The organism is Variovorax atrisoli, from assembly GCF_014195185.1.
Classification (GTDB): domain Bacteria; phylum Pseudomonadota; class Gammaproteobacteria; order Burkholderiales; family Burkholderiaceae_C; genus Variovorax; species Variovorax atrisoli.
On record NZ_JACIBG010000003.1, the window covers coordinates 174,994 to 195,470 of the forward strand.

Consider the following 20,477-nt stretch of genomic DNA (forward strand, 5'->3'; position numbering starts at 1 on the left):
CGCGGCCGGATTGCGTAAGGGTTAGCATGGCCGCCGTACCCGACCCATCCACCCACCCTGCGGGTATTCCCCTGCCCCGCGGTCGCCGAGCGCCCAACTTGACCGTTGTTGCCACCGATTTCAAGCAGCCGCGCCGCTCCGAAGACCTCTGGGCGCAGGCCCTTGCGGCCGTGGCCGAGCGGCAGGACCGGGAAGCGTTCGCGCGGCTGTTCTCGCATTTCGCGCCGCGCGTCAAGCACTACCTGATGCACATCGGCAGCCCGGAGCTGCAGGCCGAGGAACTGGCCCAGGAAGCCCTGGTGAGCGTGTGGCGCAAGGCCGCGCTGTTCGACCCGGCGCAAGCTGCCGTCTCCACCTGGATATTCACCATTGCGCGGAACCTGCGCGTGGACTCGCTTCGGCGCCGCCAGGGCGCGGAGTCGGGCGAGGAGGAGTTCGATTTCGACCTGATCCAGGCCGACGACGCCGCACTCGACGAGGGTCTGCACGCCTCGCGCCTGAACGAACGCCTGCGCAGCGCCTTCCGGCTGCTGCCGCCCGAGCAGCAGCAGGTGCTGCACCTTTCCTATTTCGAAGACGAGCCGCATGCCCGCATCGCAGCCCAGCTGAGCATTCCGCTGGGCACGGTGAAATCGCGCGTGCGCCTGGCGGTCGCGCAACTGCGCCGCCTGATGGAACGCTGACGACGATGGACATCCGACATCACCCCGACGATGGCCTGCTGCTGGCCCGGGCCTCCGGCCAGCTGCCGACCGGCACGCGGCTGGTACTGGCCAGCCACCTGGAACTGTGCCCGCTGTGCCGCGAGCGCGCGCGCACGCTCGATGCCCTGGGCGGCATCCTGCTCGACGAACTGGAACCCGTGCCGATGGCCGACGACGCGCTGGCGCGCACCTGGGCCGCTATCGATGCGCTCGAAAGCGCGCCTGCGGAGACCGTCCGCGTGAGCGCGCCGCCGCCGCTGCCGCCCGGCGCACGCTGGCCGCGCGCGCTCGCCCACTGCAGCGCCACGCCCTGGCGCTGGATCGGCCCCGGCATGCGCTGGAGCCGCGTGAGCGTGCCCGAGGCGCCCGAGGCCAACGTCTTCCTGCTGCGCATCGCGGCCGGCAAGTACCTGCCGCAGCACACGCACAAGGGGCTGGAGCTCACCCAGGTGCTGCACGGCCGCTTCCACGACGGCCGCGCCCTGTTCGGGCCCGGGGATTTCGATGCGGCCGACGGCGAGATCCACCACCAGCCGGTGGTCCAGGACGGCAGCGAGTGCATCTGCCTCGCTTCGCTGGACGGCCGCCTGCGCTTCGACAGCGCTATCGCGCGCGTGCTGGGTTCGCTCGTCGGGATGTGAGGCGGGTCGACACCCAGGCCGCCGCGCCGCTCACGAAGCTGCCCCACACCAGGTCGGCAGCGGTGATGGCCCAGGGCCAGCCGCGCAGCGTGGCCTGGTTGGTGAGGTCGTAGGTGGCATAGGCCACCAGCCCGAAGAAGGCGCCCCGCCGCAGCGCCGCGCCCGCGGCTCCTTCGGCCAGAGCTGGTGCGATGGCAAAGACCAGCAGGCCGGCCAGGTAGATGGCATAGAACAGCACCGCCGCGAGCCAGTCGACGTCGGGCGCCATCAGGTCGCCGAGCGCCGGCTTGTACAGGCGCGGCCCCATGAGCGACAGCCACACGGCATCGAGCAGCAGAAAGCTCACGAGCGCCCACAGGTAGGCGATGGACAATGTGCGGGCGGAAGGTTTCATGGTGCGCCGGTGGGGGAAGTCAAACGGTAGCTGAGCTGGCGATCGCCCTTGGTCTCGGCGTCGAGCCCGATCCAGCGGCCGCTGTCGGCGGCATACCAGATGCGGATGCGCTGCTGCGCGGCCTGCAGGCGCCAGCCGCGCGCGCGCACCGCCTGGCCGCGAACCTCGATGTTGGCGGCGGGCAGCGGCTCGAAGCGCACCGACTCCGACTTGCCGGTCTGCGGATCGATCAGGCGCTGCTGCTTCACCAGCCTGGGATTCCAGTAGGCGAAGCTCATCAGGCATTCATCGTCGTAGCGGCGCGAGACCTGCTGGCGGGTGCCGTCGTCGTCGGTGTCGGCTCGCAACTCGCGCAGGCAGTCGCCGGCCCAGCGCTCCTCGGCGTGATGGCGGTAGCGGTAGAGGGACACGCCGAGCATGCGCACGACGAAGTCGGCGCGGCTGTCGACGCTGCGCGCCGCAGGGCTGCCGCCGACCACGAAGCGGTGCGTGCCGATCGGCTTGCCGTCGAGCGTGGCGGTGAAGTTCCACTCGCCCTCCTCGATCGCACCTTCGCTCCCGCTGCCCTGCGCCGAGGCCGTGCCCGCCGTGAAGGCCATGATCGCCAGGAGAGGCGCCAGCACGGGCGCCAGGGCGAAGGCCGGGGCGCGCGCGGGCATCAGCGCTTCTCGAACAGGTAGTGGCCGACCCACCACTGGCCGCCCTCGGCGTAGGCGAACAGCTCCTCCACCGAGATGAAGAACAGGCGCCAGCGGGTCCACCAGATCGATGCGTCGCGCTCGCCGTAGACGGATTCGAGCAGCGGCATGAGTTCTTCGCGCCGGGCGTCCATGCGCGACAGCCAGGCGGCGGAGGTCTTCGCGTAGTGGCGGCCGTTCCAGCGCCACTGGTTCAGCAGGCGCAGGTCGTCCTGGCAGCGCAGTGCCAGATCGTCGCTGGGCATCATGCCGCCCGAGAAGAAGTAGCGGCTCATCCAGTCGCTCGCATCGCGCACCTCGAAGGGATATGGCGCCTCGCGGTGGACGAACACGTGCATGAAGAAGCGGCCCTGCGGATTGAGCCAACGCGCGACGTTCGAGAAGGCGCGCGGCCAGTTGCGCAGGTGTTCGAACATCTCCACCGACACCACCCTGTCGAAGCGCTCGGTCGTCTCGAAATCGTTGAAGTCGCAGGTGATCACTTCCAGGTTGCGCAGGCCGCGCGCCGCGGCCTGGGCGGTGATGAACATGCGCTGCGAATTCGAGTTCGATACCGCCGTGATGCGCGAGCCCGGAAAGCGCTCGGCCATCCACAGGCTCAGCGAACCCCAGCCGCAGCCGAGTTCGAGGATGCGCTGCCCGTCCGCCAGCCCCGCACGGGCGCAGGTTTCGGCCAGGGCGGCCGCCTCGGCCTGCTCCAGCGTCTCGACTCCTTCGGGCCACCAGCAGCAGCTGTACTTGCGGTGAGGCCCCAGCACGGCGGCGAAGAAGGCGGCCGGCAGTTCGTAGTGCTGCTCGTTGGCCTTCTCGGGCAACAGGGCCAGCGGCGCCTTGCACAGCTCCTCGAAGAATGCCTGCGAGTGGCGCGCCACGGCCTCGGGATTGCCGCTGTCGAGCTCGACCAGGCGCTGCCGCAGCAGCCTGCGCACACCCACGCGGACGGCGGCATCGGGCACCAGACCCTGTTCGACCCAGTGGATGGCTGCGGAGGTGCTGGAGGCTCGTGGCATGGCGGTCGTCGTCGGATGTGGTTGATCCCCTCGTACGCAAGACGGGGCGCGACGGATCACTCGGCGGGCGCTGCCCGGCCGCTGCTCAACGGATTTCCGCCATCCGAAGCCCGGCCGTCCCGTCGTCGCGCGCGGGCCGGCGATACGCGCATTGAACGTAGAATGCCCGCGGCACTTCCACCCGTGCGCGCAACCTCCAGGCGCCATGTCTCCCATGCCCTCCCCGAACAAGCCCTCGAGCCCCTCGCCCGCCGCCGTCCGCGACGCGCGCATTGCCGCCGGCCTCACGCAGACCGAAGCCGCTCAGACGGTGCAGGCCTCGCTGCGCGGCTGGCAGCAGTGGGAGGCCGGCGACCGCTCGATGGCGCCGGGACTTTTCGAGCTGTTCATGCTCAAGACCAGGCAATGGCCGCTCGAGGGCGGCCGGCGCGCCGGATGAACGGCGGGCCGCGCGGAAAATGCCGAGGAACATCCCCCACCTGCCCCGCACGCCCGGGGCACGGATCGCAAGCCACTGACTGAAATGACCAAGATCGACGCCTCTGGGCACACTCCCATGATGGCCCAATATTTAGGCCTGAAAGCCGACCATCCGGACACCCTGCTGTTCTACCGGATGGGCGATTTCTACGAACTGTTCTGGGCCGATGCCGAGAAGGCCGCGCGCCTGCTCGACATCACGCTCACCCAGCGCGGCCAGTCGGCCGGCCAGCCGGTGGTGATGTGCGGCGTGCCCTTCCACTCGGTCGACACCTACCTGGCCCGGCTCATCAAGCTGGGCGAATCGGTCGCCATCTGCGAGCAGGTGGGCGAAGTGGGCGCGGCCAAGGGACCGGTCGAACGCAAGGTGGTGCGCGTGGTCACGCCCGGCACGCTGACCGACTCCGAGCTGCTGAACGACAAGGCCGATTCGCTGCTGCTCGCGGTGCACGCCGGCACGCGCAACCCCTGCGGCCTGGCCTGGCTCAGCGTGACCGGCGCCGAGCTGCGGCTGGCCGAGTGCCCCGCCGACGCGCTCGAAGCCTGGATCGCCCGCATCGGCCCCAGCGAGCTGCTCTACAGCGCCGAAGTCACGCCCGCCTTCGAGCAGCGCCTGAAGGCCGCACGCGCCGCCACGCCCTTCACGCTGTCGGTGCGCCCGGCATGGCAGTTCGACGGCGGACTGGGCGAGCGCAAGCTGGCCGAGCAGATGGGCAGCAACAGCCTGGCCGCCTGGAGCGCCGAATCGCTCTCCAACGCGCATGCTGCGGCTGCCGCCCTGCTGGGCTATGCCGAACACACCCAGGGCCGCGCGCTCTCGCACGTGCAGCGCCTGTCGGTGGAGCGCGATGGCGACCTGATCGAGCTGCCGCCCACCACGCGGCGCAACCTCGAGCTGGTGCAGACGCTGCGCGGCGAAGACTCGCCCACGCTGTTCTCGCTGCTCGACACCTGCATGACCGGCATGGGCAGCCGCCTGCTCAAGCGCTGGCTGCTCTCGCCGCGGCGCGACCGCTCCGAGGCGCAGGGCCGGCTCGAGGCCATCGCCGCGCTGCAGGCCACCATGCTCGGCGCCACCGCCGCGCCCTGGCGCACGCTGCGCGAGCAGCTCAAGAACACCAGCGACGTGGAGCGCATCGCCGCGCGCATCGCGCTGCGCCAGGTGCGCCCGCGCGAACTGCTGGCGCTGCAGCTGGCGCTTTCGAAGGCGGAACAGCTCGCGCCGCTGCTGCCGGGCTCGTCCGCGCTGCTCGGCCAGATCGCCGAGCGGCTCGCGCCGCCGCCGGGCTGCGCCGCCCTGCTGACCAGCGCCATCAAGCCCGACCCGTCCGCACTGGTGCGCGACGGCGGCGTGATCGCCACCGGCCACGACGCCGAGCTCGACGAGCTGCGCGCCATCAGCGAGAACTGCGACGACTTCCTGCTGAAGCTGGAGATCAGCGAGCGCGAGCGCACCGGCATCGGCAACCTGCGGGTGCAGTTCAACCGCGTGCACGGCTTCTACATCGAGGTGACGCAGAGCGCCCTGTCGAAGGTGCCCGACAACTACCGCCGCCGCCAGACGCTGAAGAACGCCGAGCGCTTCATCACGCCCGAGCTGAAGGCCTTCGAGGACAAGGCCCTGAGCGCACAGGACCGCGCCCTGGCCCGCGAGAAGTGGCTCTACGAGCAGCTGCTCGACGCGCTGCAGCCCTCGGTGCCCGCGCTCACGCAGCTGGCCGGCGGCCTCGCGACGCTCGATGCGCTGTGCGCGCTGGCCGAGCGCTCGCACACGCTGCACTGGCGCGCGCCCAGCTTCGTGTCGCACCCCTGCATCGAGATCCAGCAGGGCCGCCATCCGGTGGTGGAGGCGCGGCTGGCCGAGAAATCGTCGGGCGGCTTCATCGCCAACGACACGCAGCTGGGGCCGCAGCAGCGCATGCAGGTCATCACCGGCCCCAACATGGGCGGCAAGTCGACGTACATGCGGCAGGTGGCGATCATCGTGCTGCTGGCCTCCATCGGCTCGCACGTGCCGGCGGCCGCCTGCCGGCTCGGGCCGATCGACGCGATCCACACCCGCATCGGCGCGGCGGACGACCTGGCCAACGCGCAGTCGACCTTCATGCTCGAGATGACGGAGGCGGCGCAGATCCTGCACAGCGCCACGGCGCAGTCGCTGGTACTGATGGACGAGATCGGCCGTGGCACCAGCACCTTCGACGGTCTGGCGCTGGCCGCCGGCATCGCGGCGCAGCTGCACGACCGCAGCAAGGCCTTCACGCTGTTCGCCACGCACTACTTCGAGCTGACCGAGTTCCCGGCCACGCACCACTGTGCGGTGAACATGCACGTGAGCGCCACCGAGGCGGGCCGCGACATCGTGTTCCTGCACGAGATGCAGCCCGGCCCGGCCAGCAAGAGCTACGGCATCCAGGTGGCGCGGCTGGCCGGCATGCCCGCGGCGGTGGTCAACCATGCCCGGCAGGCGCTGGAGGCACTTGAATCGCAGCATGCGCAAACTCGTGCACAGGTCGACCTGTTCGCACCGCCCCCGGTGGCCGAAACGCCCATGGCCAGCGCCGTAGAATCCGCGCTGGCCGCGCTCGACCCCGACACGATGAGTCCGCGCGAGGCCCTCGATGCCTTGTATGCCCTTCAAAAACTGAACAAACGTGAACTCGGCGCCGCATGACCCGGCACAGTTCATGCGAGATGAACCTGCACCCATGACTTACTGCGTAGGCATCAAACTCAACGCCGGCCTGGTGTTCCTGTCCGACTCGCGCACCAACGCGGGCGTCGACCACATCAGCACTTTCCGCAAGATGATCGTCTACGAGCAGCCGGGCGACCGCGTCATGGTGCTGCTGTCGTCGGGCAACCTGAGCATCTCGCAGTCGGTGCGCGAGATCCTCCAGATCGAGGAGCTGCGCGAAACCCGCGAGGACGGCAGCCAGGGCGCCCCCATCACCATCTGGAACGCCAAGAGCATGTTCGACGCCGCGCGCGTGCTGGGCTCGGCGGTGCGCCACGTCTACGACCGCGACGCCGAGGCGCTCAAGCATGCGGGGCTCGACTTCAACGTGTCCTTCATCTTCGGCGGGCAGGTCAAGGGCGAGGGCATGCGCCTCTTCCTGGTCTACGCGGCCGGCAACTTCATCGAGGCCACCACCGAGACGCCCTACTTCCAGGTCGGCGAATCGAAGTACGGCAAGCCCGTGCTCGACCGCGTGCTCACCCCCGAGACCCCGCTGGACGAGGCCGCCAAGTGCGCGCTGGTGTCGATGGACTCGACCATGAAGTCGAACCTGTCGGTCGGCCTGCCGCTCGACCTGGTGGTGTACGAGGCCAACAAGCTCGAGACCGACCGCGTGATCTGCATCGACGCCGACAACCCCTACTACCGCATGGTGCACAACAGCTGGGGCCAGAAGCTGCGCGAGGTGTTCGACAGCATCGAGGACCCGGTGTGGGACGACAGCCAGACCGAGCATCCGCTGAAGATGCCGGCCACGCGCCACAGCCCGCTGCGCAAGATCTCGACCCCCGACGAAAAGCTGATCTGAAATGATGCCCCCCGGCTTGCCACTTCGTGTGCTCCTCCACCCCCCGAGGGGGAGGCTCGACCGCCTTGGGGCGGCCCGGCGACGGCCGTGATGCCCCCCGTCGTCTTCTCGCACGGCAACAGCTTTCCCGCGAGCACCTACCGCGTCGTCCTCGACAGCCTGCGCAACCGCGGCTTCGAGGTCGACGCCATCGAGAAATTCGGGCACGACCCGAAGTACCCCGTCACCGACAACTGGCCGCACCTGGTGCAGCAGCTGGCCGACTTCGCCAAGCCGCGCGCCGAGCGTGCCGGCGCTCCGGTGTTCCTGATCGGCCATTCGCTCGGCGGCTTCCTGAGCCTGATGTGCGCAGCGCTGCACCCCGAGCTGGCGCGCGGCGTGGTGCTGATCGACTCGCCCATCCTCGGCGGCTGGCGCGCGAACACGCTCAACGTGGTCAAGCGCACGCCGCTCATGAAGAGCGTGTCGCCCGGCGCCATCAGCCGCAAGCGCAGGAACAGCTGGGAGCACCGCGAGGCCGTGTTCGAGCACTTCCGCAGCAAGAAGGCCTTCGCGAAGTGGGACGAGCAGGTGCTGCACGACTACATCGACCACGGCACCTTCGACGCAGACGACGCCCGCGCGCTGAGCTTCGACCGCGACGTCGAGACCGCCATCTACAACACCCTGCCCCACAACCTGGGCGCCCTGCTGCGCGCGCACCCGCTCAAGTGCAAGGCGGCCTTCATCGGCGGGCGCCAGTCGGCCGAGATGAAGCGCGTGGGCATGGCGATGACGCAGAAGGTCACCCGCGGCCGCATCGCCATGCTGGACGGCACGCACCTCTTCCCGATGGAAAAGCCGCTGGCCACCGCAGCGGCCATCGAGGCCGCGCTGCGCAATCTGCTCTGACAGTTCGGCCCGCTGCACGCTCGGACCGGGTTTCCGCCTCCCTTGTTTGAGGGATGCCCGGCCGCGGCCGCGTGACTACAGTGCCCTCGAGCAAGGAGGGAACCATGGTCACAGCCAGGAAACAGAAGAAGCAAAGCCCGCTCACATCAGCGGGATCCGCAGCGCCGGTCGACGAGCCGGCAATCACAGTCGGATGGACCAATGCGGAGAAGGCCCTGCAAGGCGGTTTCGAAGTCGACGACAGCGCTATCGAGCGCCAGGCCCCATGGTGGAACTATGCGCTGCTCAACCGCGACAGGTGGCGCGGCACGCAGGTGCTCAACGTTGCTCAGCAAACCCGCGCGGTCGAGGTCTGGGAGCAGCTGTTTCCGAGGAACAGGGGCGCCAAGTCCGCAGCCATGCCCGATATGGACACCCTGGCGACGGAGGTGAGCATCAGGTACGAATCGGAAGGCAAGGACTGGCAGTACCGCGTCATGCCCTGGGAGTTCGTGATCAATTCGGCGATCCGAGCCCATCAGCCGTATGAGCTCAGCGACCTCTACCGTGTGCCTGTGATCCGCCGGCTCGACGTGGGCGGCAAGCCGAGCGCGCCAGAACTGCCCAGGGACGTGAGCAAATGGCGCGTGCTCGTGGTGCTGTCGGCACCGGGCTTCATCAGCCGCAAGTACACCCTGCAGTCGGAACTGAAGGCGATCGAGGAGCGGCTGAAGGGTGCGAAGGTGGAGTCGCTGTGGACACCGACCGAGGCGGCGCTGGAGGAGAGGATCGCCGAGTTCAAGCCCCACATCGTCCACCTCGCGGGTTGCGACACCCACCAAGCTCGCGCCATGGCCGAAAGCGACGAATGGACAGTGAAGGAAAGCGAGGTCATCCTCCGTCAGCTCGAAGACCCTGTGCCCGATGGTGCAGGCGGCGGCACAAAGGAAGTCGACGGTTACGCGATGCTGCACAAGGGCTCCGCCCTGATGCACGGCACCTCGGCCCGCATCGACTGCGTGTCCTACATGAAACTGCCGGGCCTGTTCAAGCGGCACAAGCCCGCGCTGGTCTGCTGGAACCTCTACAACTCGGGCAACCGCATCGCGGCGCTGGCTGTTGCCGAGGGCGGCGCCGGCGCCTCGATCGGGTTCCAGGACTTCATCGACGACGAACTGGCCGAGGAATATTTCAAGGAGTTCTACAAAGGCTTGGTTTTCAGCCGCGGAAGCCTGGCGGTGGCCCACGTCCGTGCGCTCAAGGGGCTATGGAGACTGCCCGGGAGCCTGCGTGGCGCCGGCATCGTCCTTTGGACCCACGAATCCAGGCTCGAGGAATTCGAGAACGTGCGTCCGGATGCGGAAGAACTCCAACCCACGCCCAACGAAGAGCACAGCGGCCAACTCACCGCGGAGCAATACCAGACCTTCATCAAGGTGCCGCCGGGACTCAACTACGCACAGCTGCATCAGAAGCAGTACCCGTTCGAGAGCTTCCGCATCTTCATGAACGAGCCGCTGATCCTTCGCGACGTGAACCTGGAAGTCAGGCTCAACGGCGAGGACCGCGAACTGGTGTTTCGCAAACAGTTCGACCTGAAGGCGCCTTTCGTCGACCTGCGCAACGAGATCGAGTTCCCGCTCACCTCGCCGCTGGCGCGATCCTGCGGCGAGAGCGTGGTGACCACTCTCTACGTCAAGCTGAGCTACGGCAGCCAGGTCCTGCTGAGCGAAACGTACCCCACGCGGCTGCTGCCTGCCGACCAGTGGCGCTTCTCTGCGCAAAGCGCGCACACGCTGGCCTCCTTCATCTTTCCGCGCGACACGGAGATCGAAGCCCTCGTGCTGAAGGCGCAGAAATATGTGCGGGTGCTGCGTGATGATGCCACCGCGGGCTTCGAGGGCTACCAGGCAGGCTCTCCGGCAGCCGTCGACCTGCAGGTGCGTGCGCTGTGGTCCACGCTGGTCCACGAATACCGGCTGGGCTACATCAATCCCCCACCGGCCTACAGCAGGGACACCGACAGCCAGCGGCTGCGGACGCCGACCATGGTCCTGAAGGGCGGCTGGGGCACCTGCATCGATCTGGCCCTGCTGCTGGCCGCAGCGCTGGAGCTGGTGGACATCCAGCCGGTCATCATGGTGCTGAAGACCCATGCCTTCGTCGGGTACTGGCGCAGCATGGAAGGCCGCGACCGCTTCCTGCAGATGACCGACAGCGCGGACGCGGGCAAGACCTGGACCTTCCTTCCACGCCGGCCGATCTACGGCATGTTCCTGAGCACCTCGCTGCGCGAGATACAGCACTACATCGACACCGGTGAGTTGGTGACGCTGGAGGCCACGCTGCTGACCATGATGGGCGGTTTCGACGAAGCGATCGCACACGGGAAAGACAACCTCAGCGATCCGCGGGACTTCGACTACATGATCGACCTGATGAGCGCGCGTACCGCGCAGATCACGCCGCTGCCGCTCAACTTCGCATGAGGAGCGTGACATGAATACCGTATATCCGGCCAAGGCTAGAAACGACTTCCAACGGCTGGCGGCCGAACAGATCGCACGAGCCGCCGCTGCAACTTTCGAGGCAACCGCCTCACCCGACGCGAAGCGACGACCAGCCGGACCGGGGCCGCGACGCGACCTTCGCGGCGCAGGCGTGCCCAGCGGAAAAGTGATGCTGATCGAGGACGGCCGTGGCGTGCTCCGGTGGGACTACCGCCCCGGCGTCACCACCGGCGGCTCACCCAGCCTGCGGCGCGCGACCTTCGGCGGACGTTACCGCGGCCTGTTTTCGATCGGGGAGACACTCGTCAGCACAGACGTCGCCGAGGTGGGCCCCAACGAGATCACTGCCGCACTTCAGAAGCTCGATCAAAAGCTGACTCCACAGCAAGGGCTGCGGATGATCACAGGTGGCAAGCTGTCGGAGCCGCTCGATCCCGCCGGAGGACATCGTCCGCTAACTGCTGCCACCAGACTCCTGCTATTCGTGCATGGCACCTTCAGCAAGGGCGATGTGTACGTGGAATCGCTGCCCAAGACCTTCTTCGCCGATGCAATGGCGCAGCGCTACAGCCACGTTGCGAGCTTCGACCACCCGACGTTGAGCGTGAGCCCCGTCCTCAATGCCATTGATCTGGAGAACGCGCTGCGATTGGCCGGGCTGCCCGACGCCGCATCAGTGGACGTGGTCTGCCACAGCAGGGGCGGGCTGGTGGCGGCTTGGTGGATTCGGTCGACCCGATACCGAGTGGAAAAACTGGTGGCCGCGGGCGCACCGCTGAAGGGCACTAGCCTCGCATCACCCTACCGCATCAGACATCTGCTCGACTACTTCGCAAACTACGCACGGATGCTCAGCGGTGGCTTCAAGGCCAGCGCGGCATTTCCAACTTTCGCAAGCGGTTTCCTCGCTGGCGCGGGCGGGCTGGTGGGCATCCTCGGCGGCATCTCGGGCGCGCTTTCTTCGCTACCCGTCGCCGACGCAGCCATAGCACTGGTCCCGGGACTCAACGGCCAGTCGCGTGTGACCAACAACGCCGAATTGAGCCGGCTCTGGGCGGATTCACGCTGGACCTCGGCAGCAGGCAATCCGGCGTGCTATGTGCTTAGTTCTGACTATCAACCTGAGCGCAAGGATCCTTGGCGGGACATCCTCGCGCAGCTCAAACAGTTGCCCTGGATCGCCGCCAACGGGGTCGCAGACAAACTGTTTCCGGAGGGTGGCAACGATCTTGTCGTGGACACCCCATCAATGAGCCACGTGTCGATTGCGCCAACGGACACGCTGTCATTCGGCCTTCGCAATGGAGAGAACGACGGCGTGCATCACTGCGCCTATTTCACCCACCGGGAGACGGTGGATCGCCTGTACCAGTGGCTGCAGTTGCCGTGAACGATCCCGTCACGCCTGCGTGACGTGCACCCCGGGCCGGCGCCCGGCGTTCCACTTGCCGCCCAGCGCCCGCTCGATCTGCGCGGCCAGCTGCAGCAGGAGGCCGTCGTTGGCCTGGGCCGCCTGCGCCTGGATGCCCAGCGGCAGGCCGTTTTCCTGCGCCGCCATCGGCAGCGAGATGCCCGGCATGCCGCAGAGGTTGGCCAGCGGCGTGTAGGCGAAGTTCTGCCAGAGGTTGGCGAACCAGTCGTGGACCGAGGGGTTCGTGCTGGTCGTGAGGTACTCGCTGGTGCCCACCTTGGGCGTGGGCAGCGCGGTGATGGGCGTGAGGATGATGTCCCAGCGCTGGAAGAAGTCGCCGAAGGCGCGCGAGGTGGTGTTGAACACCGCCTGCATCTTGGCGCGCTCGGTGTACGAGGTGTGCAGCCCGGCTTCCCAGATCTTGATGTTGATCGGCTCCAGCAGCTCGGCCGGCGGTCGCTCCAGGCCCAGCCGGTGCAGGTGGCCGTCGATCACCTGCGCGAAGTTGCTGATGTAGCAGGTGGTCTGGGCGTCGAAGGCGGTGCGGAAGTCCACCTCCGGCAGCGCCCATTCGACGTGATGGCCCAGCCCTTCGAGGAATCTGCCCGCGCGCTCCAGCTCGGCCACGAAATGCGGCGTGGCGCGGAAATCGCCCCACTCGTGCGACAGCGCGATGCGCAGGCGGCCCGGGTCGCGCTTGATGAGCTCGCTGTACGGCTCGGCCGGCGACCAGAAGGGCATGAACTCGCCGGGCGCGCCGCCGCGGCAGTGGTCGACGAAGGCGGCCGTGTCGCGCACCGTGCGGCTGTGGCAGCCCTGGATCGACACCAGCCCCGAAAGGTCCGACAGCCCCGGCGCCAGCGAGAACACGCCGCGCGACACCTTCAGCCCGATGTTGCCGTTCACGCCCGCCGGAATGCGGATCGAGCCGCCGCCGTCGGTGGCGTGCGACATGGGCAGCACGCCCGCGGCCACGATCGCCGCGGTGCCGGCCGACGAGCCGCAGGTGGTGTATTCGAGGTCCCAGGGGTTGCGCGTGACGTGGAAGGCGTTCTCGGCCGAGCTGCACACGCCGAACTCCGGCGTGGTGCTGCGGCCCATGATGTTGAGGCCCGCCTTGCGCAGCTGCTGCGTGAGGAAGCTGTCGGCCGCCGGGCGGTGGCCCTGCATCATCATCGAGCCGAACTCCTGCAGCCGCCCCTTCAGCGTGGGGCCAAGGTCCTTCATCAGGTAGGGCAGCCCGGCGAAGACGCCTTCGGGGCTCATGCCGTCCTTCAGCGGATCGGCCACCACGTCGTCGAAGACCTCGACCACCGCGTCGAGCTTCGGATCGAGTTTCGCGATGCCCTCGGCCGCCTGCGCAGCCAGCTCGGCCGCGGTCACGTCACCCTTGCGCACCCGTTCGGCCAGGGCGATTCCGTCGTGCTCGGCCCATTCGCTCCAGCTCATTGCCAGCGTCATTCGCATTGCTCCGTTTCTTTGTTCGTCGAGGAAAGTGCGTCCGATTTTGCCGAGCGCGCAGTCGCGGCGCCTGCGGGGTCGGCTTGGCTGAGCGGGAGCGAAGGACAAGCAGGCGGCCGGGCCCGTGACGAGAGCCGGGTGCGATGCGGCTGCCTAGAATCGCCCGCACCGTCCTCGAACCCCGCCGATTCCGCATGCAGCCCGACTTCCCGTCAGCGCCCGCGCTGGCCGACGCACTGATCGTCGATCCGTTCTACCTCGCGATCTCCGTCGACCACGCGCACGACATGCCGCGGCGCAAGGCGGTGCTCGCCGACTACTTCGCCTACTCGCTGGGCGAAGCCGCGCGCACCGGCCGCTTCCTTGCCGCCGAGGACGTCCGGCTCGGCGCCGCGGCCTGGCTGCTGCCGCGCAGCGAGGCCATCGACGCTGCCGAGTCGGCCGCGAAGAGCGAATACCTCGCCGCCACGCTGGGCCCGAGGGGCCACGACAACTACCGCCGCATCGTCGATTTCATGGCCGCGCGTTCGCCGGCCGTGGTGCCGGCGCATGCGTGGTACCTGTCGATCCTCGGCATCTCGCCCGCCGCGCAGGGGCGCGGGCTGGGCGCCCGGCTGCTGGCGCCCACGCTGGCCGAGGCCGACGCAGCGGGCGTGCCCTGCTTCCTGGAAACCTTCACGCCGCGCAGCGTGGCGTTCTACGAGCGCCTGGGCTTCCGCGGCGAGGCGGAGCACCTGGAGCCGGTCACGAATTCGGGCTATCTGATCATGTGCCGGCCGGCGCGGCAGCAGTCGGCGGCAAACGGGGAAAATAAATAGATACGTTCCACTCGCCGCGTCAGGTCGGCGGAAGAATCCGCCGCATGCCCTCCCTCCCCGTCGAAGACGCCGAACCCGTATCGCTGAGCCCCACGCTGATCGTCGAGGACGACCCGGCCATGCAGGAGCGCCTGCGCCACGTACTGTCCACCCTCGGCTGCGACAGGAACCGCATCGCGGTGACCGACAGCGTCGCCGGCGCCCGGCAGCTGCTCGAGGGGCACGGCTACGGCGTGGTGCTGGTGGACATCGGCCTGCCCGACGGCAGCGGGGTCGAGCTCATCGGCTGGCTGCAGGCCAACCGGCCGGCCATCCCTGCGGTGGTGATCTCGGCCTGGCGCACCGAGGAGATCATCTTCGCGGCACTGCGCGCCGGCGCCATCGGCTACCTGCTGAAGGAGCGCGACGACGTCGAACTGGGCATCGCGCTGCGCAGCATCGAACAGGGCGGCGCGCCGATCGATCCGAGCATCGCGCGCCACATCCTCGCCTGGCTGTCGTCGCACCAGGCGCCCGCCGATGCGCCCGCGCAGGCGCAGTCCTCCGCGGAAGCACCGGCAGCGCTCACGCCGCGGGAGCGCAAGATACTGGAGCTCGTCTCGCAGGGCCTGAGCAACCGCGACATGGCCGAATCGCTCTCGATCTCGAAACTGACCGTGGAATGCCACACCAAGAACATCTACCGCAAGCTCGCCGTCAGTTCGCGCACCGAAGCAGTCTTCGAGGCGCGCAGGCATGGCTTGCTGCGCTGAGCTGCGCAGTCGCCCTGCTTCTCCTGGCGGCCTGCCCGGCCCTCGCCGCAGAAGGCAGCGCCCCTCCCACGCTGCGCGCGGAGGCCGTGCGCGGCACCGGCTGGAACGACACCGCCCCGCCCGCCGAGGGCTGGACGCCCGTCGCCCTGCCCGACAGCTGGGCCACCCGCTGGCCCGGCTTCGACGGCGTGGTCTGGTATCGCCTGACATGGGAGCAGCCCGAACAGGCGCGTGAAGCCGGCCTGCTGCTGCACTACCTGAACATGGCCGGCGAGGTCTCGCTCAACGGCACGACGATCTCGCGCGACGAGAGCCTGGTGGAGCCGCTCACGCGCGCCTGGAACACGCCGCGCTACTGGCTGCTGGCGCCGCCCATGCTGAAGCCCGGCACCAACACGCTGCTGGTGCGCGTCTCCGGCCTCTTCGCCTACCAGGCGGGGCTGGGGCCGGTGAGCCTGGGCACGCCGGCCGCGATGCAGGCGGAGTTCGACGGCGAGCGCCTGGTGCGCCGCGACCTGCAGGTGCTGGGCCTCGCGGTGAGCGCAGCGGCCTCGGCCTTCTTCGCCGCGCTGTGGCTGCTGCGCCGGCGCGAGACGGCCTATGGCTGGTTCGCGCTGATGTCGGTGCTGTGGCTGGTCTTCGGCTACAACCAGATCGCGACCAGCCCCTGGCCCTTTGCGAGCAACCACGCGTGGCAGGCGCTGAACACCTCCACCCTGCTGGTCTTCAGCGTGTCGTACGTCGTCTTCGCGCTGCGCTTCTGCGGGCGGCGCATGCCCCGGCTGGAACTTGCGGCGCTGCTGCTGGCGGCAGCGGGCGTGCTCGACCTGTGGCTGGCGCCAGTGGCGGACCTCATCGAGCATCGCGCCATCTGGACGATGCTGGGCGGCCTCACCGTCATCGCGGTGAACGGCATCTCCATCGTTCATGCGCTGCGCCACCGCGACAGCCCGATGCGCCCGCTCGCGCCGTTCATGGCCATCTCGGCCCTGACGGGCGCGCACGACCTGCTGGTGTTCACGCAGGTGATCGACAGCAACACCTACTACACGACGATGTCGTCCTACGTGCTGCTGCTGGGCATGGCGCTGACGCTGGCCGCGCAATTCGTGAAGAGCCTCAAGCGCATCGAGAACTTCAACACCGAGCTGATCGAGGAGGTGAACGCGGCCAAGGCCGAACTCGCCGCAACGCTGGCCCAGCAGCACGCGCTGGAGCTGGCGCACGCACGCATCGGCGAGCGCGTGAACCTGGTGAGCGACCTGCACGACGGGCTGGGCGGCATGCTGGTGGGCAGCATCGCGACGCTGGAACACAAGCCCGACAACCTCGGCGCGCCGGAACTGCTCGCCATGCTCAAGCGCCTGCGCGACGACCTGCGGCTGATCATCGACGCCACCGGCGACGACCACGGCGCCCGCGCGCTCGGCGAGCTGCTGGTGCCGATGCGCCACCGCAGCGCGCAGCTGCTGGACGCCAACGGCATCGACTGCCGCTGGGAGGTGTCGGGCATCGACACGCTGGAGCTGCCGCCCTCGCAGAGCCTGGACCTGATGCGCTTCCTGCAGGAGGCGCTGACCAACGCGCTCAAGCACAGCGCGAGCCGGCGCGTGGACGTGAAGGTGGCGCGCGCGGGCGCCGAACTCCAGCTCAGCGTGCGCGACGACGGGCGCGGCTTCGCGGTCGAGGACCAGACGGCCGGCGCGGGGCTGCGCAGCCTGCGCACGCGGGCCCGCCGACTCGGCGCCGAGCTGCACCTGCAGTCGCGCCCCGGCGAGACCCGGGTAGCACTGCGGATGCCGCTCGCCGGCTGAGACTTCAGAGCTCGAGCACCAGCCGCCCCTCGCAGGCTCGCGAGCAGCAGGCCATCATCTTGGTGTTGGCGTCGCGCTCCATGCGCGTGAGCACCACGTCGCGGTGGTCGACCTTGCCGGCGAGCACGCGCACCTCGCACGAGCCGCACAGGCCCTCCTCGCAGTCGCTCTGCACGTCGACGTTGGCGGCGCGCAGCGCGGTCAGCAGGGTCTGATCGGGCGGCACGGTGAGCACGAGGCCCGAATCCTTCAGCTCCACCTCGAAGGCATGCTCCTTCGAAGGATCGAGCGTGGCCAGCGTGGATTCGAAATGCTCCACGCGCAGCGCGCCCTCGGGCCATACGGCGCAGCAGTCTTCCAGCGCTTCGAGCATGCGCAGCGGGCCGCAGGCGTAGACCTGCGCGCCGGGCACCGGCAGCGCGAGCAGCGCCTGCAGGTCGTTGCGCCGGCCTTCGTCGGCGGCGTGCACATGCAGGCGCTCGCCATGCAGCGCGGCCAGTTCGTCGACGAAGGCCATGCTCGCGCGGCTTCGGCCGCTGTAGTGCAGCTCGTAGTCCATGCCCAGCGCCTTCGCGCGCCGCGCCATCGCGCTCACCGGCGTGATGCCGATGCCGCCGGCGATGAAGATCGCCTTCTGCAGCGACTCGTCGAGCCTGAAGTGGTTGCGCGGTCCGCGGATGCGCAGCCGGTCGCCGGCCTTCACGTTCGCATGCACCCATGCGGAGCCGCCGCGGCCTTCGGGCTCGTGGAGCACGGCGATCTCGAAGGCGCCCGCGTCGTCGGGGTCGCCGCACAGCGAGTACTGGCGCGAGAGTTCGGGCGTGCCGCATTCGACGTCGATGTGCGCGCCGGCCGTCCAGCGCGGCAGCGGCTTGCCATCGGGCGACACGAGGCGCAGCTTGGCGATGCCCTCGGCCACCTGCGTCACGCCCTGCACCACCACCGGCCGCGCGATGGAATGCGCCGAGGGCTCGCCGATGCGCACCGGCACGCGCACGTCGCGCAGGCCGGGGTTCGCGCGCTCGGGATTGGCCGCCGGGTCCCATTCCACCCACAGGTGCTCGGGCCCGCGGAAGGAGGTGTTCGGCACGTAGGTGAAGCGCTGCTGCGCAAGCCGCATGTGCGGCAGCCGACGCGTGAACTCCTCCAGGAAGATCTGCATCTCCATGCGCGCCAGGTTCTTGCCCATGCACTGGTGCGAGCCGTAGCCGAAGGTGAGATGGTCGCTGGCGTTGTCGCGGCGGATGTCGAACAGGTCGGCATCGGAGAAATGCCCCTCGTCGTGGTTGGCCGACGAGGTGACGATCAGCAGGCGCGAACCCGCCGGCAGGTCGACGCCGCCGACCTGCGTGTCTTTCGTGACCATGCGGCGCCATGCGGCCACCGAGCCGTTGTGGCGCAGGCACTCCTCCACCGCGTTGGGAATGAGCCCCGGGTCTTCGCACAGCTCGCGCCACACCTGCGGGTGCTGCAGCAGCAGTTTCACCGCGTTGGCGGTGGCGTTGGCGGTGGTCTCGTGGGCGGCGACGATGCCGGCCATCATCATCGAGTGCAGGTACGAGTCGGTCACCACCTCGGGATGCTGCATCTGCTTGCGGATGCCGTACTGCATCCAGCCGGGCGCGTCCGGGTCCTGCCGCATCTTGTCGAGCACCTTGCCGGCGTACTGCCAGAAGTTGCCCACCGCATGCGCCACCGCCACCTGCTCCTCGGGCTTCGGGCGGCCCCAGGTGTTGACGGTGTGCGCGATGGAGTACTTGCGCAGCGTGTCCATGTCTTCCTCGGGCACGCCGAGGAAGTGCAGCGCCACGGTGAGCGGGATCTCCCACAGCATCTGGTCGACGAGGTCGGCGCGGCCGTCGTCGATGAAGCGGTCGACGTACTCGCGCGCCAGCTCGCGCACCATGGGCTCGTGGTGCTTCAGCGCCTCGGGGGTGAAGGGGTCCATCAGCGCACGGCGGCGCGGCATGTGGGCGGGCTCGTCCTCGTTGACCAGCGTGCGGTTGAGCGCGAAGCCGTAGGAGGCGAGCACCGCGTTGGCCTCCTCGCCGGTGGGCGTGATCTTCTCGAGCGCGATCGACGGGCTGAAGGTGATGTTGTCGCGGAACACCGCCTTGATGTCCTCGTAGCGCGTGAGCACCCAGTAGCCCAGCTTGGGGCTGTAGAAGATGGGCTCCTGCTCGCGCGCCCAGCGCACGTATTCGGGCGGGTCTTGCTGGTAGCCGTCCTCGAAGGGGTCGAAGTCGGCGGCGCGCCGGCTCACCGGGCAGCCGGTGGGCGTGCGCTCGGAGGACAGCGGGCCGTGCGCGACGGGGCAGCCGGAGGTTCGTGGAGGCAAGGCGGTGTCTGCGGACATGGCGGCGCGCTCAGTCGAGGGTGATCTTCAGGTCGCGGATCAGCTTGTGCCAGCGCTCGGTCTCGCTCTTGAGCAGCGCGGCGTACTGCGCGGGCGTGTTGCCGACCGGCTCCACGCCGAAGTCGACCATGCGCGTGCGCACCGAGGGCTCGTTGATGGCCGCGACCAGCTGGCGGTTGAGCGTGTTCACCACGTCGGCCGGCGTGGCCGAGGGCACCACCACGCCGACCAGCGCGGCGGCCTCGACGTTCTTGTAGCCGAGCTCGGCGAAGGTGGGCACGTCGGGCAGCTGCGGCAGGCGCGTGGGGTTGGCCACCGCCAGCGCCTTGACCTTGCCGCCCTTGATGAAGCCGGAGCCCGCGGCCAGGTCGACCATCATGGCCGGCAGCTGCCCGCCGACCACGTCGGACAGCGCGGGCGCCGCGCCGCGGTACGGCACGTGGACCATGAAGAGCTTGGCCTCCACCTTCAGCAGCTCCATCGCCAGGTGGTGCGGACTGCCCGCGCCGGCCGAGGCGTAGTTGATGCCGCCCGGCTTGGCGCGGGCCTGGGCGATGAAGTCCTTGGCCGAGTTGAAGCCCGAGTTGGCGCCGACCACCAGGATCATCGGGAACTTGCCCATCAGCGTGACGGGCGCCAGGTCCTTCGTGGGGTTGTAGCTCAGCGACTTGTAGAGCGCGGGGTTGAACACCAGCGTGCCGTTGTCGGCCGACAGCACCGTGTAGCCGTCGGCCGGCGCGCGTGCGGTCTCGGCCGCCGCCAGCGCGGTGTTGCCGCCGGGCTTGTTGTCCACCAGCACGGGCTGAGCGACCTGTGTCGACAGCGTCTGCGCCACCGTGCGGGCCAGGAAGTCGGAGCCGCCGCCGGCCGCGTAAGGAACGATCCAGCGGATCGGCTTGGCGGGATAGGCCTGCTGTGCGCCGGCACCTGCGGCGACGGCAGCGAGCGAAAGGACCGCGAGGCAGCGGGCGATGTGCTTCTTCATGAGGGAGTCTCCGTGAGGGATTTTG

Annotated in this window: 17 protein-coding genes; 11 read left to right on the forward strand and 6 right to left on the reverse strand. The window is 68.9% G+C overall.

The annotated features are described in order from the left end of the window. The first annotated feature begins 98 nt into the window (after positions 1-98). Together FHY06_RS11940 and FHY06_RS11945 are read left to right on the forward strand one after the other, a co-directional pair. Positions 99-683, forward strand: coding sequence for a sigma-70 family RNA polymerase sigma factor (locus tag FHY06_RS11940; RefSeq protein WP_019655031.1), 585 nt, complete (start codon positions 99-101; stop codon positions 681-683). A 5-nt stretch (positions 684-688) separates the two neighbouring features. Then, positions 689-1,345, forward strand: a complete 657-nt coding sequence (locus tag FHY06_RS11945) for a ChrR family anti-sigma-E factor (RefSeq protein WP_126185968.1) — start codon at positions 689-691, stop codon at positions 1,343-1,345. Here FHY06_RS11945 and FHY06_RS11950 read toward each other — a convergent pair. Genes FHY06_RS11950 through FHY06_RS11960 form a run of 3 tightly spaced genes read right to left on the reverse strand, consistent with a single transcriptional unit; the run spans position 1,308 to position 3,447 of the window. Continuing rightward, positions 1,308-1,739 (reverse strand): DUF2177 family protein, encoded by a 432-nt coding sequence (locus FHY06_RS11950; RefSeq protein WP_184605249.1) that lies wholly within the window; start codon positions 1,737-1,739, stop codon positions 1,308-1,310. The two genes, FHY06_RS11945 and FHY06_RS11950, sit on opposite strands and share 38 nt — an antisense overlap. Next, a complete protein-coding gene (locus tag FHY06_RS11955; RefSeq protein WP_132750547.1) occupies positions 1,736-2,398 on the reverse strand; it encodes a DUF6134 family protein in 663 nt (220 codons plus the stop codon). The genes FHY06_RS11950 and FHY06_RS11955 overlap by 4 nt, the downstream gene beginning before the upstream one ends. Next, complete coding sequence (locus FHY06_RS11960; RefSeq protein ID WP_132750546.1) at positions 2,398-3,447, reverse strand: SAM-dependent methyltransferase; 1,050 nt, start codon at positions 3,445-3,447, stop codon at positions 2,398-2,400. The genes FHY06_RS11955 and FHY06_RS11960 overlap by 1 nt, the downstream gene beginning before the upstream one ends. Positions 3,448-3,652: 205 nt before the next feature. Between FHY06_RS11960 and FHY06_RS11965 the strand changes: the two genes are divergently transcribed. The 6 genes from FHY06_RS11965 to FHY06_RS11990 all read left to right on the forward strand — a co-directional run bounded on the left by FHY06_RS11965 (position 3,653) and on the right by FHY06_RS11990 (position 12,245). After that, positions 3,653-3,886: a hypothetical protein gene (locus tag FHY06_RS11965; protein ID WP_019655026.1), complete on the forward strand. Its 234-nt coding sequence runs from the start codon at positions 3,653-3,655 to the stop codon at positions 3,884-3,886. An 84-nt stretch (positions 3,887-3,970) separates the two neighbouring features. Next, entirely contained in the window at positions 3,971-6,601 is a 2,631-nt protein-coding gene (gene mutS / locus FHY06_RS11970; protein WP_184605252.1) for a DNA mismatch repair protein MutS, read from the forward strand. A 34-nt stretch (positions 6,602-6,635) separates the two neighbouring features. Then, positions 6,636-7,475, forward strand: coding sequence for a proteasome-type protease (locus tag FHY06_RS11975; RefSeq protein WP_019655024.1), 840 nt, complete (start codon positions 6,636-6,638; stop codon positions 7,473-7,475). 90 nt (positions 7,476-7,565) lie between these two features. Then, positions 7,566-8,366 (forward strand): alpha/beta fold hydrolase, encoded by an 801-nt coding sequence (locus tag FHY06_RS11980; RefSeq protein ID WP_132750544.1) that lies wholly within the window; start codon positions 7,566-7,568, stop codon positions 8,364-8,366. Between the two features lie 104 nt (positions 8,367-8,470). Continuing rightward, positions 8,471-10,834: a hypothetical protein gene (locus tag FHY06_RS11985; RefSeq protein ID WP_184605254.1), complete on the forward strand. Its 2,364-nt coding sequence runs from the start codon at positions 8,471-8,473 to the stop codon at positions 10,832-10,834. 10 nt (positions 10,835-10,844) lie between these two features. Beyond that, entirely contained in the window at positions 10,845-12,245 is a 1,401-nt protein-coding gene (locus tag FHY06_RS11990) for an esterase/lipase family protein (RefSeq protein WP_184605257.1), read from the forward strand. Positions 12,246-12,254: 9 nt separating this feature from the next. Here the strand turns inward: FHY06_RS11990 and FHY06_RS11995 are convergent, their stop codons facing one another. Beyond that, positions 12,255-13,727: an amidase gene (locus FHY06_RS11995; protein WP_184605259.1), complete on the reverse strand. Its 1,473-nt coding sequence runs from the start codon at positions 13,725-13,727 to the stop codon at positions 12,255-12,257. A gap of 143 nt (positions 13,728-13,870) precedes the next feature. On the opposite strand from FHY06_RS11995, the gene FHY06_RS12000 reads away from it, so the two are divergent. The 3 genes from FHY06_RS12000 to FHY06_RS12010 all read left to right on the forward strand — a co-directional run bounded on the left by FHY06_RS12000 (position 13,871) and on the right by FHY06_RS12010 (position 17,111). Next, on the forward strand, positions 13,871-14,545 hold the full coding sequence (locus tag FHY06_RS12000) for a GNAT family N-acetyltransferase (protein WP_260310315.1): 675 nt from the start codon (positions 13,871-13,873) through the stop codon (positions 14,543-14,545). Between the two features lie 44 nt (positions 14,546-14,589). Continuing rightward, positions 14,590-15,297, forward strand: coding sequence for a response regulator transcription factor (locus FHY06_RS12005; protein WP_126185975.1), 708 nt, complete (start codon positions 14,590-14,592; stop codon positions 15,295-15,297). An 86-nt stretch (positions 15,298-15,383) separates the two neighbouring features. Beyond that, positions 15,384-17,111, forward strand: coding sequence for a sensor histidine kinase (locus FHY06_RS12010; protein WP_311733683.1), 1,728 nt, complete (start codon positions 15,384-15,386; stop codon positions 17,109-17,111). A 4-nt stretch (positions 17,112-17,115) separates the two neighbouring features. Here FHY06_RS12010 and FHY06_RS12015 read toward each other — a convergent pair whose 3' ends face one another. Then, entirely contained in the window at positions 17,116-19,467 is a 2,352-nt protein-coding gene (locus tag FHY06_RS12015; RefSeq protein WP_184605265.1) for a cytochrome P450/oxidoreductase, read from the reverse strand. A 10-nt stretch (positions 19,468-19,477) separates the two neighbouring features. Further along, positions 19,478-20,452: a Bug family tripartite tricarboxylate transporter substrate binding protein gene (locus tag FHY06_RS12020; RefSeq protein WP_019655017.1), complete on the reverse strand. Its 975-nt coding sequence runs from the start codon at positions 20,450-20,452 to the stop codon at positions 19,478-19,480. Between the last annotated feature and the right edge of the window lie 25 nt (positions 20,453-20,477).

Excerpts from the sequence above, each read along its gene's own strand:
- FHY06_RS11945 (WP_126185968.1), top strand. The coding sequence starts at position 689 with ATGGACATCCGACATCACCCCGACGATGGCCTGCTGCTGGCCCGGGCC.
- FHY06_RS11950 (WP_184605249.1), bottom strand. The coding sequence starts at position 1,739 with ATGAAACCTTCCGCCCGCACATTGTCCATCGCCTACCTGTGGGCGCTC.
- FHY06_RS11955 (WP_132750547.1), bottom strand. The coding sequence starts at position 2,398 with ATGCCCGCGCGCGCCCCGGCCTTCGCCCTGGCGCCCGTGCTGGCGCCT.
- FHY06_RS11960 (WP_132750546.1), bottom strand. The coding sequence starts at position 3,447 with ATGCCACGAGCCTCCAGCACCTCCGCAGCCATCCACTGGGTCGAACAG.
- FHY06_RS11965 (WP_019655026.1), top strand. The coding sequence starts at position 3,653 with ATGTCTCCCATGCCCTCCCCGAACAAGCCCTCGAGCCCCTCGCCCGCC.
- mutS (WP_184605252.1), top strand. The coding sequence starts at position 3,971 with ATGACCAAGATCGACGCCTCTGGGCACACTCCCATGATGGCCCAATAT.
- FHY06_RS11975 (WP_019655024.1), top strand. The coding sequence starts at position 6,636 with ATGACTTACTGCGTAGGCATCAAACTCAACGCCGGCCTGGTGTTCCTG.
- FHY06_RS11980 (WP_132750544.1), top strand. The coding sequence starts at position 7,566 with ATGCCCCCCGTCGTCTTCTCGCACGGCAACAGCTTTCCCGCGAGCACC.
- FHY06_RS11985 (WP_184605254.1), top strand. The coding sequence starts at position 8,471 with ATGGTCACAGCCAGGAAACAGAAGAAGCAAAGCCCGCTCACATCAGCG.
- FHY06_RS11990 (WP_184605257.1), top strand. The coding sequence starts at position 10,845 with ATGAATACCGTATATCCGGCCAAGGCTAGAAACGACTTCCAACGGCTG.
- FHY06_RS11995 (WP_184605259.1), bottom strand. The coding sequence starts at position 13,727 with ATGACGCTGGCAATGAGCTGGAGCGAATGGGCCGAGCACGACGGAATC.
- FHY06_RS12000 (WP_260310315.1), top strand. The coding sequence starts at position 13,871 with ATGCGGCTGCCTAGAATCGCCCGCACCGTCCTCGAACCCCGCCGATTC.
- FHY06_RS12005 (WP_126185975.1), top strand. The coding sequence starts at position 14,590 with ATGCCCTCCCTCCCCGTCGAAGACGCCGAACCCGTATCGCTGAGCCCC.
- FHY06_RS12015 (WP_184605265.1), bottom strand. The coding sequence starts at position 19,467 with ATGTCCGCAGACACCGCCTTGCCTCCACGAACCTCCGGCTGCCCCGTC.
- FHY06_RS12020 (WP_019655017.1), bottom strand. The coding sequence starts at position 20,452 with ATGAAGAAGCACATCGCCCGCTGCCTCGCGGTCCTTTCGCTCGCTGCC.